Origin of the sequence: Lactobacillus sp. wkB8 (assembly GCF_000761135.1) — a bacterium.
Classification (GTDB): Bacteria; Bacillota; Bacilli; order Lactobacillales; family Lactobacillaceae; genus Lactobacillus; species Lactobacillus helsingborgensis.
Map to the genome: position 1 here is coordinate 1,446,400 of NZ_CP009531.1, position 16,872 is coordinate 1,463,271.

General features: G+C 37.2%; 14 protein-coding genes. 1 reads left to right on the forward strand and 13 read right to left on the reverse strand.

Going from position 1 to position 16,872, the window contains the following annotated elements; genetic code table 11:
• Positions 1-12: 12 nt before the first annotated feature.
• The 12 genes from lysS to pth form a co-directional block, all read right to left on the reverse strand.
• Complete coding sequence (gene lysS, locus LACWKB8_RS06875; protein ID WP_038523793.1) at positions 13-1,554, reverse strand: lysine--tRNA ligase; 1,542 nt, start codon at positions 1,552-1,554, stop codon at positions 13-15.
• Between the two features lie 17 nt (positions 1,555-1,571).
• Positions 1,572-2,591 (reverse strand): tRNA dihydrouridine synthase DusB, encoded by a 1,020-nt coding sequence (gene dusB, locus LACWKB8_RS06880; RefSeq protein ID WP_038523794.1) that lies wholly within the window; start codon positions 2,589-2,591, stop codon positions 1,572-1,574.
• Positions 2,592-2,687: 96 nt separating this feature from the next.
• Positions 2,688-3,329, reverse strand: a complete 642-nt coding sequence (locus LACWKB8_RS06885) for a histidine phosphatase family protein (RefSeq protein ID WP_052059672.1) — start codon at positions 3,327-3,329, stop codon at positions 2,688-2,690.
• 117 nt (positions 3,330-3,446) lie between these two features.
• Positions 3,447-5,048, reverse strand: coding sequence for an ATP-binding cassette domain-containing protein (locus LACWKB8_RS06890; protein WP_038523797.1), 1,602 nt, complete (start codon positions 5,046-5,048; stop codon positions 3,447-3,449).
• Positions 5,049-5,103: 55 nt separating this feature from the next.
• Entirely contained in the window at positions 5,104-5,976 is an 873-nt protein-coding gene (hslO, locus tag LACWKB8_RS06895) for an Hsp33 family molecular chaperone HslO (protein WP_038523800.1), read from the reverse strand.
• A gap of 48 nt (positions 5,977-6,024) precedes the next feature.
• Positions 6,025-8,307 (reverse strand): ATP-dependent zinc metalloprotease FtsH, encoded by a 2,283-nt coding sequence (ftsH, locus tag LACWKB8_RS06900; protein ID WP_038523803.1) that lies wholly within the window; start codon positions 8,305-8,307, stop codon positions 6,025-6,027.
• Between the two features lie 86 nt (positions 8,308-8,393).
• Positions 8,394-9,650, reverse strand: a complete 1,257-nt coding sequence (gene tilS, locus LACWKB8_RS06905; RefSeq protein WP_038523806.1) for a tRNA lysidine(34) synthetase TilS — start codon at positions 9,648-9,650, stop codon at positions 8,394-8,396.
• Complete coding sequence (locus LACWKB8_RS06910; RefSeq protein WP_038523809.1) at positions 9,637-10,005, reverse strand: S1 RNA-binding domain-containing protein; 369 nt, start codon at positions 10,003-10,005, stop codon at positions 9,637-9,639. The genes tilS and LACWKB8_RS06910 overlap by 14 nt, the downstream gene beginning before the upstream one ends.
• Entirely contained in the window at positions 10,005-10,382 is a 378-nt protein-coding gene (locus tag LACWKB8_RS06915) for a septum formation initiator family protein (protein ID WP_038525035.1), read from the reverse strand. Before LACWKB8_RS06915 ends, LACWKB8_RS06910 begins: the two co-directional genes overlap by 1 nt.
• A gap of 73 nt (positions 10,383-10,455) precedes the next feature.
• Complete coding sequence (locus LACWKB8_RS06920; RefSeq protein WP_038523812.1) at positions 10,456-10,698, reverse strand: RNA-binding S4 domain-containing protein; 243 nt, start codon at positions 10,696-10,698, stop codon at positions 10,456-10,458.
• 9 nt (positions 10,699-10,707) lie between these two features.
• On the reverse strand, positions 10,708-14,202 hold the full coding sequence (gene mfd, locus LACWKB8_RS06925) for a transcription-repair coupling factor (protein ID WP_038523814.1): 3,495 nt from the start codon (positions 14,200-14,202) through the stop codon (positions 10,708-10,710).
• Between the two features lies 1 nt (position 14,203).
• Positions 14,204-14,770, reverse strand: a complete 567-nt coding sequence (gene pth / locus LACWKB8_RS06930; protein WP_038523817.1) for an aminoacyl-tRNA hydrolase — start codon at positions 14,768-14,770, stop codon at positions 14,204-14,206.
• 224 nt (positions 14,771-14,994) lie between these two features.
• Between pth and cbpA the strand changes: the two genes are divergently transcribed.
• Positions 14,995-15,702, forward strand: coding sequence for a cyclic di-AMP binding protein CbpA (gene cbpA / locus LACWKB8_RS06935; RefSeq protein WP_038523820.1), 708 nt, complete (start codon positions 14,995-14,997; stop codon positions 15,700-15,702).
• Between the two features lie 40 nt (positions 15,703-15,742).
• Here cbpA and alr read toward each other — a convergent pair whose 3' ends face one another.
• The gene (alr, locus tag LACWKB8_RS06940) at positions 15,743-16,870 is read right to left on the reverse strand and encodes an alanine racemase (RefSeq protein ID WP_038523823.1); all 1,128 of its coding nucleotides are present in this window, start codon (positions 16,868-16,870) and stop codon (positions 15,743-15,745) included.
• Between the last annotated feature and the right edge of the window lie 2 nt (positions 16,871-16,872).

The following is a 16,872-nucleotide window of genomic DNA, read 5'->3' on the forward strand; positions in this document are numbered from 1 at the left end:
ATGGTCTTATTTTTAATTCTTCTTTTTCTTCATGTCTTCTTCGACTTCGCGTTCAATATCTTCAATTCGTTCTGGACGCATTGTTGGGAATAGTAAAACATCCCTAATTGCAGGCGCATCAGTCAGAAGCATTACAAGACGGTCAATTCCAATACCCAATCCACCTGTTGGCGGCATACCATATTCCATAGCACGCAGATAATCTTCATCAATCATATCAGCTTCATCGTTTCCAGCTTCACGTTCTGCCATTTGCGCTTCAAAACGTTCACGCTGGTCATCAGGATCATTTAATTCGGAAAAGGCGTTGCCATATTCTTCACCCATAATGTAAATTTCAAAACGATCAGTAAATCTTGGATCATCTGCATTTTTCTTAGCCAGTGGTGAAATCTCAACTGGATGGCCGTAAACGAAAGTTGGATCAACAATTGTTTCTTCACAATACTTCTCAAAGAAGGCATTGATAATGTGACCCACTTTCCAGAAGCTTTCAACTTTAATGTCGTGATCTTCTGCAATTTTGGTAGCTTCTGCCACGCTCATTTCTTGCCAGAAATCAACGCCAGTCTTTTCCTTAATCATATCAACCATGTGAACACGGCGGAATGGCTTGCCCAAATCAATGTTAGTCCCCTGATAAGTAATTTTACCATCATCAGATACAACTTTAGCAGCTGCGCGAATAATGCCTTCTGCTTCGTCCATGACATCATGGAAGTCCCAGTATGCACAGTAAGTTTCGAGTTCAGTAAATTCAGGGTTATGGTGAGTGTCAAGTCCTTCATTTCTGAATACCCGACCAATTTCGTAAACTCTTTCCATATCACCAACAATTAACCGTTTCAATGGCAATTCCAAAGCTATTCTCATGTATAAGTCAATGTCTAAAGCATTGTGATGTGTAATAAATGGCCGTGCCTCTGCACCACCAGGAATATTATGTAAAACGGGAGTTTCAACTTCTAGGAAGTCCTTGCTGTTGAGATATTCACGAATAGCTTGGATAATTTTGGTCCGATTAACAAAACGTTCATAGCTTTCTCTATTAGTAATCAAGTCAAGGTAACGTTGACGATAAATTTGTTCAACATCTTTTAAGCCGTGATACTTTTCAGGTAAAGGACGCAAAGCTTTTGATAAGAAAGTAACGTGAGTTGCACGAATGGTTAATTCACCCGTGTCAGTTTTCATAACTTCACCATCAATACCTAAAAAATCGCCGATATCAGACTTTTTAAAGATCTTATAGTTGTCTTCGCCCACAATATCCTTACGAACGTAAATCTGTATTTTACCTGTACGATCATATAAATCAGCAAAGCCAACTTTACCTTTGCCTCTCTTAGCTAACATTCTGCCAGCTATTTTAGTCTTAGGTAGTTCTGCGTTTAGTTCATCTTTGTCATCTTCGGCATACTTTTCATTCAAAGACCGCGCTAAATCCTGCCGATCAAACTTTCTCATTCCAAAAGGTTCGATGCCATTTTCACGTAATTCGTCTAATTTTTGGCGCCGAACGATTAATTGGTCATTCATTTCACTTTTAGCCAATTACAATTCCTCCATTATTAATTAGTTTCACTTCTAGCAGCTCTTTGTTTTTGCCGCTTTTCATAATCGTCAACGAAGTTATCGAGCAAATCATAAACTTCTTGTGCCGTCCAAACCTCATTTATTTTAGCACGAGTACGAGCCGAACGGGGAACTCCCTTTAAATAGTAAGCAGCTTGTTGCCTAAACTCGGGAACAGCAATTTTTTCCCCTTTTAATTCAACTAAACCTTTAAGTTGATGCTTAGCAGTGGCAACTTTCTCTCGTACTGTTTGCGGTTTTAGTCTTTCACCAGTTTCTAAGTAGTGTACCATATCTTTGATAATCCAAGGATTACCTAATGCTGCACGTCCTACCATCACAGCGGTAGAGCCGATTTCAGCTAGAGCTTTTTTGGCTAATTCTGGTGTCGTAATATCACCGTTTGCCACAAACGGAATATCAAGAACTTGAGCAACATCATGAAGTGTTTCCCAATCGGCTTCTCCCATATACATTTGCTTACGCGTTCTACCGTGCATTGCAATCATGCTGGCACCAGCTTCTTGGGCTGCCAAAGCATTTTCCACCGCAAAAATATGTTTACGATCCCAGCCAATACGCATTTTAACAGAAACTGGTTTTTCAACGTTTTGGACAACTTTATGTACCATCTGGTAAATTTTATTAGAATCCAAAAGCCATTTAGAACCTGCATCTGTTTTAGTAACCTTAGGAACAGGACAACCCATATTAATATCTATTATATCGGCAGCGGTATGCTGATCGATATACCGCGCTGCTTCAAGCAAAGTTTCTTCAGTACCACCAAAAATCTGAATACTCATCGGGTGTTCACGCAGATCCACCTTCATCATAGACATGGTTTTTTTATTACGATAAATGATACCGTGATCTGAAATCATTTCACATACGACTAGACCAGCACCAAATTCCTTACAAATCATTCTAAACGCAGAATTAGATACACCAGCCATTGGCGCAACAACAACTCGATTAGCAATCGTTAAATCGCGAATTTTCCAGCTATTATCCACTTAATCACCCTTTCAAACACCCTAATATCTTAACAAAAAGGATCATTTATGCAAAATCAACAGTCCTTTTCATAATAAAAAGGTAAGGCTATTTGATTAAGCAGTTCCATGTTTATCCTCAATAAAAAATTTCCCAGGCGCAATCCTGTTATAATACCGCAAAAATACTTTTTTAGTCTGATCGTCTACAGCTAAATTAATAACAGCAGCATTTTGAATCAAACTAATCTCCGTCATACTGGGAATTCCCAGTAAAGTTTGCACCAAAGTTCGAGATGCAATACCGTGGCAAACCAATAAAACTGATTCATGTTCATGATTATTAATCAATTCATGCCAAAAATCCATTAAACGATCTGCCAGGTGCTGATAACTTTCACCAGTACAATAATCGACATAATTTTCTTTAAAATACCCTAGTTCATCGAATGCTTGGGGATATTTCTCTTGTATTTCTTCAATACTTTGACCGTCCCAATTACCAAAATATATTTCCTTTAGACGCTCATCGACATTAATCTCAAGTTGACCCTGAGCTAAAATTTCTGCAGTCTGACGAGCCCTAGTCAGTGGACTGGCATAAATATAATCAATCTTGGTAATATCAAAACTATCCCTTAATGTTTCAACTTGTTGCTTTCCCAATTTATTTAAAGGCAAATCAGTGCCAGAACCATTAATAGCTGCCACTTTATTAGTATCTGTTTGACCATGACGCACAATAAATACATTTAGCATTAATATTCTCCTTAAATCTTTTTCCAACTTCTTCATTATAGCAAAATTGGTACGGACATATCGGCTAATTCCTAAGAAAAGCTAATAAAGTGAGTAATATTAGAGCAGGATCCTCTATTAAAATTGGTTCTTTAAACTATGTGGTTGACCAAGTTGAACTACCTCATCATAGTATTTTAATTCATCATAGCGATGAACCACGCTGATAATAGTAGTTGATGGCAAATACTTTTTTATCATCTGATAAACAAGAATGATTGTTTTCTCATCCAAATTACTAGTAAATTCATCCAACAACAATATTTGTGGTTTTGACACAAGCGCTCTTAAAAAAAGTATTTTTTGCCTTTCACCACCAGAAATCTTATTTTTGAAATCTCCCGGAGTTTTGACAGTGAGATCAGTAGCAGACTTAATCAATGTATCAAGGTTAATTTCTTTAATTAAAGTAAGCAACCGTTCTGTTGTAACTTGTTGTTTTGGATAACAAATATTTTCTATAATCGAACGATTAAATAGCTGCGCACTTTGGGGCAAATACAGTAAAGTTGGTTGACTGACAAAAGGCAAAATAATTTGTCCCGACTGTGGCTGATAAAAACCCGTCAAAATTTTTAAGAGTGTACTTTTACCAGAACCGTTTGGTCCTACTAAAGCGGTCAGCTTATTTTTGGGAAAAAATAACTCTAAGTTGTGAAAAACTTGTTGGTTGTTCTGATAAGCATAACTGATAGATTTCAAAGAAATTGCGTTCTTAGTTCCATCAAGTTTAAAAGGCAGATTAGGAGCAGGTGTTTCTTTTCCATATTCCAGTTCATTTAATCCAGCACGAATTCTATTTAAAAGCTCCTCAATAGCCAGATATTGGGTGCCAAAGCCGGACAAATTAACAATAGAATATAAAAGAACCAAAACTAGTGAAAGTGACAAATTTCCTTTTGTTCCCGTTAACACTTGTCCCAGAATCACAATAATACACGCTAAAACAACAATTAAGAATTGCTGAAACAAAGAGGCAATATTAGTAATTTTTTGCACATTGGTAAAAGATTTTTGTTCTTCATTTAAAATGTTAGCCATGTTGTGCTCTTCAAAGTCTTTGGAATCACTTGCTAAAACCGTTTCAACGTTACGGTAATAATCGATAATGTACTCATTGACTTTAGAAGCACTCTTTAGTGAAGCAGCCACGTTACTTCTATTTCGCTTGGCCATCCATACTGAGACCATCATGTAGCCTAAAAAGAAAAACAAGTATGACATACCAACAACCAAATTTTGCAAGCTGAGCGTTACTGAATACATAATTAGCATTACTGTCATTTGCACAACAACAGCCAAACTGGTTTGTTCCAATTCGCGACAGGCAAACGAAACATCTTTAATATAACTTTGAACCATACCAACCGGCTTGTCTGAATAATATCTAAAAGGTTTGTTAACCACAGACTCCCACAAAATTTGTTTTGAATATTTACGGACAGCCTGAATAAACGAATTATTACAGCTATTAATAATTGGCACCATCATCAGCGAAAGAGCTAATGCGCATACCAATAATATTTGTAAATCACGGTTCAATTTTTGCTCAAATAATTTAGTAATTAAATATGGTTGGGCAAAATACACGACATAACCAGCAAAAAGAAATGTGCTAAAAAGTGCAACTTTGACAATTCCAATTCTGGTTATTATTTTTCGTATATATTTCCAAGCCATAATTTACTTTCCCTTTTCACTCAAAAGGAAACAAGATTTATCTGTCCTTTACCATTTATTTTGCGGACAAAATTGCCTTTAATTCCTCTTCTGAAAATTGATATTTATTACCGCAAAAGTTGCATGTCAACTCAGCACCATGGTCTTCATTGATCATGGCTTTCAGCTGACTGTCCTTTAAAGTTGCTAAAATATTACCATATTTTTCTTTAGAGCAATCACATTTAAAAGCAACTTTATCTTTTTCCAAGATTTTACAATCATCCCCCAAAATCATAGCTGCAAGTTTTTCAGGAGTTAATCCATCTAAAAAGGCACTCGAAAGAGCAGGCAAGCTATTGATACGATTGATAGTTTCAGTAATTAAACTATCGGAAGCCCCAGGCATTGCCTGCAGCATAAATCCACCGGCTTCACCAATTGTATTATTAGGATTTACAAAAACTGATAAGCCGACAGCAGATGGAATTTGTTCAGATTTTGTTAAATAATAGGCAATATCTTCAGCTATTTCACCAGATACAATTGGCACTTGTCCTGTATACGGCTTCTTCAATCCTAAATCCTTAGTAACTTCAAGCCAACCTTTGCCAACAGCTTTTTTCACATCAATATGACCATTCTTCTTTGGGGGTAATGCAATATGGGGATTCTTAACATAGCCCTTTACCGTTAAATCAGACTTGGCAGTCACAACTGTTGGACCAACAGGACCATCACCCAAAAGTCTGACGGTCAATTCTTCCTTGTCAGTCAATTCAGCTCCAGCCAGTAAAATTCCTGCAACTAAGGTTCGTCCGAGCACGGCAGAAGAAGCTGACCATGTATCATGACGGGTTTGTGCCTCTTGAACCAAGTTCGTAGCAGTAATTGTTAATAAGCGTAAATTTTTAGTTTTATCTATTGCTTTAACTAAATAATCGTTCATTTCATTCTCCTAAAAAAATAGAGCCTGAAGTAGGCTCTATTAATTTTATCAGTCTTGTGAGTGATCATTTTCACCTTGTGAATGATCCTCTTCACCTTGTGAATGATCCTCGTTATTTTCAGAATTATGCTCTTGCCCTAAATCCTTATTTTCAGGTTCAAGTTGCTTTTCAGCAGAAGTTTTTTCTTCAGTAGTAAGATCCGTTTCCTTTGGAAATTCAGCTCTTTCTGGATTTTCAGGATTGGTTTCTTCTGCTTCTTCATTTTTTTGTTTAGGTGATTCTAATGAAGTTTCTCTTTCTTTTTGAGCCTCATCTGAATTAATTATGTTCTTTTTCTGAGATTGACTTTCTTTCTTTTCTGCAGCAGCTTTAGCTTCTTCATAAGTGGAAGCCTTAGATTCGCTTGGATATTCCTGCTCTGTTTTTTCAGGCATTTTGCCAGTAGTATAAAGAGACATAATCTGCTTCTCATCTAAGGTTTCATATTTCAGTAAAGCCTCGGCAATAATCCGGTGTTTTTCCCGATTATTTTTAACTATTTCAACTGCTTTAGCATGGGCCTCATCAAGTAACTTCTTAACGGCCTCGTCAATCTTAGCAGAAGTAGCTTCACTATATGGCTTAAAGCCGTAAGGATTGGTTTCGCCTTCCTTTTCAAGCTCAACCATTCCCAATGAATCAGTCATACCATAGTTAACAACCATACTATGAGCAATCTGTGTAGCTTGTTCAAAGTCGTTAGACGCTCCGGTAGATTGGTCACCTACTACAACTTCTTCTCCTGCACGTCCTCCCATTAGACCAACAATTTGTTCCATCAATTGTTTCTTGGTTAGCAAGAACTGGTCATCTTTTGGCAACATCAAGTTATAACCACCGGTTCTGCCATGAGGTACGATCGTAACTTTGCGCACTGTTCGGGAATCACTTAGAACTAAACCACAAATAGAGTGACCGGCTTCGTGAAAGGCTACTCTACGTCTTTCCTTTTGAGAAATTAAGCTATTTCTCTTTGCAGGACCAGCAATTACACGATCTTCAGCTTCATCCAAGTCAGACGCAGTAATATTATTACCGTTTCTTCTAGCAGCAAGAAGTGCCGCTTCATTAAGTAAATTGGCCAAATCTGCCCCAACAAACCCAGGGGTCTGTCTTGCTATTTCTTTTAAGTCGACATCGTCAGCTAAAGGCATGTTTTTGGCATGAACACGTAAAATTGCTTCACGGCCGCGGACATCTGGAGTACCTACTAAAACTTTACGGTCAAAACGACCTGGACGAAGAAGCGCCGGATCCAAAACATCAGAACGGTTAGTAGCGGCAATAACAATAACACCTTCATTACCTTCGAAACCATCCATCTCTACCAGTAATTGGTTTAAAGTTTGCTCACGCTCATCGTTGCCGCCACCGCTGGCATTACCACCACGTCTTCTACCGATAGCATCAATTTCGTCAATGAAGATAATGCTGGGTGCATTCTTTTTAGCATTAGTAAACAAGTCACGTACACGACTGGCACCAACACCAACAAACATTTCCACGAAATCAGAACCTGAAATTGAGAAAAATGGTACGTTTGCTTCACCCGCTACAGCACGAGCTAGTAAAGTTTTACCAGTACCCGGAGGACCTTCAAGCAAAACACCGGAAGGAATTTTAGCACCCAATTTAGTAAATTTAGCCGGATTCTTTAAAAATTCAACGACTTCAACTAATTCCTGCTTTTCTTCTTCTTCTCCGGCTACATCAGAGAACCGTACCTTGTTTTTCTTAGGATCTTCGGGCTTCACATGTGACCGACCGAAGTTCATAATGCCGCCGTTACCACCACGTCCACCACTACTTTGGCTGAACATCATCCATATCATAACGATAAAGAGAATGGTTGGCACAAACATCACAAGTGTAGAAATCCAGTTGCCCGATTGCGACTCACCTTGAGTAGTCATCTTAGCGTCATTTTTTTGCGCTAAGTCCTGAACTTTGGACACACTTGAATCATTTTGTAACATCGTGGTTGAAAAGCGAGTTACTTTTGAACCTGAACTACCGTTAAAAAAGTCAAATGTATTTTTTGACTGTGCTTTACTTTCTTGTGCTTCCTTATAAGTTCCTGAAACGCTGTATACGCCATTAGCAGGCTGAACATTAAAGTTTTTAACTTTTCCGTCGCGCAAATCTTTGACAAATTCGGAGTAGCTAATATTTTCATTGCTGCCTGAATTATCTGATCCGCCAACTGCCCAGTTGATTGCTCCTATTAATAAAAGGAAAACAAGTATATAGAACAAGCCGTTTGAAAACAGCCGATTCCGGTTATTTTTCATAAAAAACCTCCGCAAAGTTTCTAGAGATATACGAATAAAAGTTTATCACAAATTCTATTTATGCTCTAATATTTTAAAATTTCTTATTAATTGTCCTCATACAAAAAATAACATTTTTGTTTAGCAGCAATTTTTTGGTAACAGTATGTTTGTTCTACGAAAACAACATTGTTATTATCATATATCGTTAAGCAATAAGGACGCAATATATTAGGGATGCCACTTTCAGCAAATTTTTTCTTGCTTTTAACATGGTCGCCATTTTTTAATAATAACTTTGTTCCGGTTTTAATGGATCCAACACTAAAATTCGCGCTTGCTGGCGCAAAAAATTTGCCTATTAAACGGTGTGATAAATGTTCTGTTAAAGAAAGAAAAAAATGCCGTTGCCCAAAAGCGAATTCATGATCTAAATGGACTTTTTTGGGGGTTGATAAGGTAGGTAAATCTTTGAATAAATAAAAGTAATCCTGATAGCTGAGTAAAGTATAATTAGCTAAATATTTATTTACCCGCTGATGCCATGTCTCCCAAATAAAATTCTGCCAAAAGGCTGCTTGTTCGCCTTGCGTTAATTCTTTAAGTTCATCTTTTCTTAAGCGGTAAGCAAAACCTAAATACTTTTCAGGCCGCTTAATTCGTGCAAAATTTTGACTTGCTAATTTTGTCAACAAACTAACTTGCTCGTTAAACCTAATAGCATTCTGAATAATTTGAGGATTTTCTTGTTTTAATAACGGAACCACGTGATGTCGCAGCCTGTTACGTAACGTGTCATCATCATTATTTGTTTCATCAATGATATACTGTATTCCCTTTTTTTGATCGTATAAAAGCAAATCAGCTTTTTTCTGCGTCAAAAGTGGTCTAAGTAATGTAAAACCATTTACTGAACTAATCGCATGCAAACTATTCATTTCACCAGGATTTCCTGAGCGAATAAATTTAAGCAAAATGTTTTCTAATAAATCATCCACATGGTGAGCAGTCAGTAAATAATCGCCGTGATTTTCTTGCAGCACTTGCACTAAAAAATGGTAACGATATTTTCGCGCTGCAGCTTCAATGCCAACATTAGGATGCTCTTTTGGCGGCCAATACCCATTTACTACCTTAATATCCTTACCTTGGCTATACTTACTAATCACGTTTTCTTCTTTAAAAGAATCAGATCTTAGTTTGTGATCCAAATGAGCCGCTATCAAATTGAATTGATAGCGGCTTTTCAGTTCATACAGTAAATCAAGTAGCGCCAAGGAATCAGGTCCACCACTAACTGCAACAACTAAAGTTTTACCAGTTAGTGCTAAATCGTGCTTTTTAAAAAAGTTATCTATCTGCATAACTAATCAATTCATGTTCTAAATTCTTAATTTCGCTGCGAGCATTTTTAATGGTTTGAGATAGAACCGAATCAAAATCTGCATTTTTTGTGCTAGAAAAAGGGTTAGTATGATCAATTATCTCTGGATCATTAATCCGCTTTTTTGAGAGAGCTATTTTACCTTTATAGTTGTGAATAATTACCACTCTAATTTGCTCACCAATATTAAAATTATTTTTTTCGCGCAACCAGTCATTACCAAAATCACTATGGTGAATCAATCCCGAAACGTGATGTGGAAGCGTAACAAAAATGCCTAAATCACTAATATTATTGATAGTTCCTGTAAGTCTTTGACCAACTTGGTATTTCATTAATTATTATTTTTTCCTTCAGGTAAATTGTAAATTGTTTCGTTAGGTTTAGAATAAAGAAATTTAAAACGGACTAACTTGGCCACGTAATCAGGATCCTTTAAATCATTTTTCTTAGCAATTAGTGTTTGCTTTTGATTATTAATTTTTTTAAGAGCTTTTTTCGAAGTTTCTACTTGCCCGTTAATACGGTCAGTTTGTGCATGGGTGACACCGATTTGCACACCTAAAAAGGCAAAAATCACCACAAAAGCTGCAATTATCCGATTACGCCGCACACGGTGTACTTCTTTTTCTCTTTTTTCCTGTTTCCGTCTTAGTCGTGCTATTTGTTCTTCCGGGCTAAGTGAATTATATATACGTGGACCGTTCATAATTTCGACCTCTATTACCAAAACAATACTATTTTAATTATAGCAAGACCACCTAAAAATGTCATTAAAGAAAAGACTAATTTTGCAATTCATATAGTTCACTAGCTTCAGCTTTTTTGGTTGTTTCTTTAATAGCACAAACCTTAGCTTTAACTTGTTTTGACCCATAACCTACTTCAATGATGTCACCAATCTTGACGTCATAACTGGATTTGACTACGTGGTCATTCACTTTAATTCGACCTTGATCTGCCATTTCCTTAGCCACCGGGCGTCTTTTAACCAAGCGGGATACTTTTAAAAATTTATCAATTCTCATATTTTCTCCTTATCTTTGAATAATATCACTTGCTGCAGTCATAAAAGTAATTAAATTATTGAATAGTTGCCGGTTATTTATATTAGTAGGCAATTCCAGCAACACAACCATTCTCTTAGATGGAGTCAAGTTGATTTTAGCTTTAAACGAAACATGTTCCAGTGCTTTAAAAATATTTGGTCCTTTTAGTTCATCAGAAGCTGCTCTTGCAAATTCGATTTTTATCTGATTGGCACTTATTTTGGTAATATTGCGTACTTGGGCCAAATCAGCCTCGGATTTTAATGCGGAAATTGCCAATAAATTTTCAACCGGTTTTGGATAATTTCCAAAACGATCAATCAATTCATCCTGAATTTGCACTATGTCAGCAGCACTTGCGGATTTTATCTTCTTATAAAATTCAATTTTTTCCTCTTGGTCACCAATATAATTATCTGGAATATATGCTTCAAGACCCAAATCAATTTCAGTATTGCTCTTTTTGACTTTCTTCTTAGTCTTACGATTTTTAATAGCATCAGCCAGCATTTGAGAATATAGGTCGTAACCAACACTATCAATGAAGCCATGTTGCTGTGATCCTAACATATTGCCGGCACCGCGGATAGCTAAATCTCGCATCGCTATTTTAAAACCGGAACCCAGTTCAGTAAAATCACGTATTGCGTCTAAACGCTTTTCACCAATTTCTGTTAGCACCTTGTTAGGTTGATATAAGAAATAAGCATAAGCTAAGCGGGCGCTGCGACCAATCCGACCACGCAATTGATAGAGTTGACTCAAGCCATAATGATCAGCATTCTCAACAATCATAGTATTGACATTAGGCATATCAATGCCCGTTTCAATTATGGTGGTAGTGACTAAAATATCAAATTCGCGATTTAAGAAACGATATAAAATATCTTCCATCAAATTCTTGCTCATCCGACCATGCACACTGACAATTTTCGCCGTAGGAATTAAGTTTTCTAGTTCAGTAACAACATCATCAATATCTCCCACACGATTATGTAAATAAAAGACCTGACCACCGCGTTCCATCTCCCGCAAGCAGGCATCTTTAACCACACTTGGTATTTGCTCCATTACATAAGTTTGAATGGGGTATCTATTTGAAGGGGGCGTCTCCATAACTGAAAGGTCGCGCACACCAACCATAGACATGTGCAAAGTCCGCGGAATTGGCGTAGCCGTCAATGTAAGAACATCAATATTAGCTTTTAATTCCTTTAGCCTTTCTTTATGCTTTACCCCAAATCGTTGCTCCTCGTCAACTATCAGCAAACCCAAGTCTTTGAATTGCACATCTTTTGACAATAACCTGTGTGTACCGACTACTAAGTCAATTTTACCCGTCTTTAAACCTGCAGTAATTTTTTTAGCTTCAGCTGGAGTTTGAAAACGGGACAAGACAGCATAGTTAACAGGAAATTTCTTAAAACGGTCCTGAATGGTTTCATAATGTTGTTGCGCCAAAATAGTAGTAGGCACCAAAAATGCTACTTGTTTATTATCTTCAATAGCTTTAAAAGCTGCCCTGAGTGCTACTTCAGTCTTGCCAAAACCCACATCCCCTACAAGTAAACGGTCCATGGGTTTATCTTGCTCCATATCATGTTTTATTTCCTTAATTGACCGCAACTGATCCGGCGTTTCCACATAAGGAAAAGCATCCTCAAATTGGCGCTGTAAATCATCATCTTTTGAAAAGGCGAACCCTTTTTCCGATTCTCTCTTAGCATAAAGATCGATTAACTCATCGGCAATATCTTCAACTTTCGACTGCACACGACTTTTAGTCTTGGCCCATTCACTACCGCCGAGTTTGTTGACGTGTGGTCTTTTACCTTCTGAAGCGACATATTTTTGCACCAACTTCAACTGATCAGCCGGAACAAATAATTGATCGCCATGTTGATAGGTAATGGTAATGTAGTCGCGTTTGACCCCGTTATTTTCTAAAGTCTTGATCCCTTCAAAGCGACCAATACCATGATTAACATGAACAACGTAATCTCCCGGCTTTAGTTCTGTATAACTACGCAGTCTTTGCGCATTTTCTAAAGTTCTAATTCTGCGATTGTGATGAGTTACTTTATTAAAAAGCTCGTGTTCAGTTAAATAAACTAAATTATTATTAGGTAAGGTAAAACCACTAGTAAAAAAGCCCACTGTAATTTGGGTCTGTTTTTCACTTAAATCGCCAGGGTTTACTATTGGAACATCCATACCAAATTCAGCCATTGTTTGACTGATTTGCTTAGCTCTTTTATTATTGTCAGCTTGCAAAATAACGGTCTGACCCTTTTTTTGAAATGATTCGATTTCAGACTTAATCAGGGGCATTTGACTGAAGAACTGTTCGGGTTCTCTAGTTTGCCAGTCAAACAACTGACCCAGTTTTATTCTACCGATACTGCGTTGAAATAATGAAAAGTAGATATGATTATGCTCATCTTTGCCCCAGACCTTGTAAAAATCGCTTCTCAAACTCTGTCCGGGAATCATCGCACCAGTCTTTAACTCATCATCAATAAAGCCCTGATTCTGCTGGTTCACCGTCTTAACGGCTTGATTTATTAATGGCCAATCGTCTAACATTACTAAACCAGTATTTGACAAGTAGTCAAGTAAACTGCGCGGCTTATCAATTAAAAAATCAACTAAAAAAGCATAATTTTGGGGCAAAAAGCCATTATCCAACTCAGCTAAAGCGTCAGCAAAATGCTCATTGACATTTTTTTCAGGTGCAGGAGCGTCTGCCACTGCTTTTCTGATCATCTTAGCAGCGCGCTCAAAGTCGCTTTTAGTAAAAACACGGTCTTGAGCTGCAGATACAAAAAAGTGATCAATTTGCTTTTGGCTTCTTTGACTGGCAAGGTCAAATTCCTTGATAGTGTCAATTTCATCACCAAAGAATTCTATTCTTACGGGACTTTCACGATCAAGAGGATAAATATCCAAAATATCTCCTCGTAAGGCGAATTCACCCGGCTTGGCAACCAAATTTTCTCGCCGAAAACCCGCTTGAACTAACCAACTAGTTAACTCAGATAAATCAAATTCTTTTCCCGACTTAAATTCACGTCTTGCTGTTTGGTAGTCTGCTGGAGCAGATAATTTATATTGCAAAGCTTGGGGAGTAGCGACCACCACACCCTTTTCTGCGCTCAGCAAAAAATTTAAAGCCTGAATACGGCTGCTCAACTCATCTGGTGAGGTAACAGCAGTTTGAGTCGCAATTGTAGCATCAACTGGAAAAATCTGCACGCTTTCTTCAGGCAAAAGCTGGACTAATTCACTATAGATTTTCTGAGCCTTATTCTCGTTTTCTTCCAGCAAAATTATCGGTCTTGCCAGTGTCATTACAATCTGGCACAAGAGCATGTCAAAAGCACCGGCATTAGCACCGGTGATTAGTGAATTTTTAACTGTAGTCGTTCTATTAATAAAATCTGTCAGATCATGATCTTTGGCTATTATTTCTGTTAAACGCATTTTAATTGTATTTGTTCATCAAATATTGGCTGCTCTTTCCGGCTATGAAATCAGAAATAACTTCACTGGCTGTGGCATAAGCAGTATCCATTAACTTTTGTTGTTCGGTATTAAACTGTGAAAGTACCCAAGAAACTACACTCGCTTCTGTCACGTTATCTGGGTGTCTAATACCAATTTTCAGGCGGTTAAAATCACTGGTACCTAAATCACGAATAATACTCTTAATACCATTATGACCGCCTGACTTGCCATTTGCACGGATACGGATTTTACTTAACGGCATGTCCATATCATCATGAATTATTAGTATGTCTTGCGGGTTAACCTTAAAGAAACGGGCAAATTGCGCTACCGAACGACCAGAATCGTTCATAAAAGTCTGCGGCTCAAGTAAAATAACATCATTGCCAGCAATTTTTTGCTTGGTATATTTACCTTCAAATTTTTCCCGTTCCAAAGTTAAAGAATTTTTTTGTAAAAAATAATTTAAAGCCATAAAACCGGTATTATGTTTCGTGCCGTCATATTTTTTGCCTGGATTGCCCAGACCTGCTATAATTTTCATCTAAATTCCCCTTATTTTTAGTCGTATTTAATGATAGCACAATCACAACGCTTGATTTTGGCAAAGACTATTACACTTTAATTTCATTGCATAAAATAAGCTTTTTAAATTAAGTAGCACGTGCTAAAATTTATTTAATTGATGATTTTATTTTCATTTTTATTTAATCATTATTCTTTTTATGATATAATCATTGAGATTTATTTTTTTACGGAGGCAGTTTCATGCTTATCAAATCTTTAGTTATTAAAAAAGATTATTTAACTACAGTTAACGAACACGCTACTCTTGAAGAAGCACTTAAAATTTTAGAGGATTCTGGCTTCAGATGTGTGCCAATTTTAGATGATACTGGTACTATTTTCCGCGGTAATATTTACAAGATGCATATATACCGCCATAAGTCACAGGGTAAAGACATGAACTTGCCGGTAACTTATTTATTAAAAAATGCTACCAAAACAATAAAAGTTAATTCGCCATTTTTTAAAGTTTTCTTCACAATTAAAGATTTGCCCTACATTTCGGTTTTGGATGAAGAAAATAAGTTTTATGGGATACTAACTCACTCAAGATTACTTGATATGTTGTCAGATGCTTGGAATATTAAAAACGGTTCTTATGTCTTAACAGTGTTAACTGATAATTCACGTGGTAATTTAGCTAAAATGACCAGAATCATTAGTAAGTTCTCTGCCATTGCCGGTGTTATGAGTTTAGATGCTTCAACAGCGGGTAAAAGTAATAATTCTGTCAGACGTATTTTATTTACTTTGCCTGCCGGTGTAGGCGAGGACACTTTAAAAGAAATCGTTAAAAGACTTGAGCGCAAAGGCTATGTGGTTGCTGAAATTGAAGATCTGCAAGCAGGAATGACATTAATGAGTGATGAAAATCCTGGCGTTTACGTTAACCAAGACGAAAATAACTAATTAAAGACATAAAAAACATTGCAAGAAGTGCAATGTTTTTTTAATTATAATATTTGCGGGGTAAGCGGTCATCAAGTAGGCAAGCCACTTCATAATGAATACTGTCAACATAATCAGCAGCTTTTTTGATTGAATTAGGCGCTGCCGGATTATTAGAAATCAGAACCACTTGAGTCCCCACTGCCATTTCATAGGGTAATAGCACCATAAGTTGATCCATGCAGACCCTGCCAACAATTGGACAAAATTCGTTACCAACTTTAATCTTGAAGCCTTGAAATTTACGGATAAAGCCGTCAGCATAGCCCACTGGCACCGTGCCAATTATTTGATCCTTATCAGCGATGTAAGTTGAACCATAGCCGACGCCCTGCCCTTGATGTATTGTGTGGACCTGAACTAATTCACTCACAAATGACAGTGCCGGCTTTAATTTAATTTGAACTGGTAAATCAGGACTTGTAGGGTTTGAAGAAGGGTTTAGACCATAAATTCCAATACCAAAGCGTACCAGATCGCTATGAACTTTTTTATTAAAAACACTGGCAGCAGTATTATCAACGTGAATCCACCTTGGTTTTACTTTAAGTAACTTTCTAAAGTGTGTAAATCTATCAACTTGACCTTGAAAATAAGTATCATCTGCACTATCAGCTGAAGCAAAATGGGTGAACATCCCCTCAACATCAAAATTGGGATTATTTAATAGAAAATCATTTGCTGCATTAAATTCACTATCTTCGCTAAAACCAATACGCCCCATGCCTGAATCAACTGCCAGATGAATTTTTAACTGTAAATTATTTTCTGCAAGCTTAGTTTGTGCGTCTTTGAGCCACTTTAAACTGGGAACGGTCAAAGAAATACCGTTAGCTGCAGCAAGAGCCGCGTATTCCGGTTGGGTCACGCCTAATACTAAAATTGGTGCAATTATTCCTGCCCGCCTAAGTTCTAAAGCTTCATCTAGTATAGCAACACAAAAGCCGCTGGCTCCTGCTTTTACAGCTTCTTGGGCAATTCTGACTGCACCATGACCATAGGCATTAGCCTTTACTACGGCAAATAATTTCTGCCCAGGCTGTAGGTGCTTAATTTCTTGTTCAATATTTTGTCTAATTGCAGCTAAATCAACATATACAGCTGCTGGTCTATGGAATCCTGGAACCATTT

Bases quoted from the DNA above. Each gene is read 5' to 3' on its own strand.
- LACWKB8_RS06885 (WP_052059672.1), bottom strand. From the start codon at position 3,329: ATGCTAAATGTATTTATTGTGCGTCATGGTCAAACAGATACTAATAAA.
- LACWKB8_RS06890 (WP_038523797.1), bottom strand. From the start codon at position 5,048: ATGGCTTGGAAATATATACGAAAAATAATAACCAGAATTGGAATTGTC.
- hslO (WP_038523800.1), bottom strand. From the start codon at position 5,976: ATGAACGATTATTTAGTTAAAGCAATAGATAAAACTAAAAATTTACGC.
- ftsH (WP_038523803.1), bottom strand. From the start codon at position 8,307: ATGAAAAATAACCGGAATCGGCTGTTTTCAAACGGCTTGTTCTATATA.
- tilS (WP_038523806.1), bottom strand. From the start codon at position 9,650: ATGCAGATAGATAACTTTTTTAAAAAGCACGATTTAGCACTAACTGGT.
- LACWKB8_RS06910 (WP_038523809.1), bottom strand. From the start codon at position 10,005: ATGAAATACCAAGTTGGTCAAAGACTTACAGGAACTATCAATAATATT.
- LACWKB8_RS06920 (WP_038523812.1), bottom strand. From the start codon at position 10,698: ATGAGAATTGATAAATTTTTAAAAGTATCCCGCTTGGTTAAAAGACGC.
- mfd (WP_038523814.1), bottom strand. From the start codon at position 14,202: ATGCGTTTAACAGAAATAATAGCCAAAGATCATGATCTGACAGATTTT.
- pth (WP_038523817.1), bottom strand. From the start codon at position 14,770: ATGAAAATTATAGCAGGTCTGGGCAATCCAGGCAAAAAATATGACGGC.
- cbpA (WP_038523820.1), top strand. From the start codon at position 14,995: ATGCTTATCAAATCTTTAGTTATTAAAAAAGATTATTTAACTACAGTT.
- alr (WP_038523823.1), bottom strand. From the start codon at position 16,870: ATGGTTCCAGGATTCCATAGACCAGCAGCTGTATATGTTGATTTAGCT.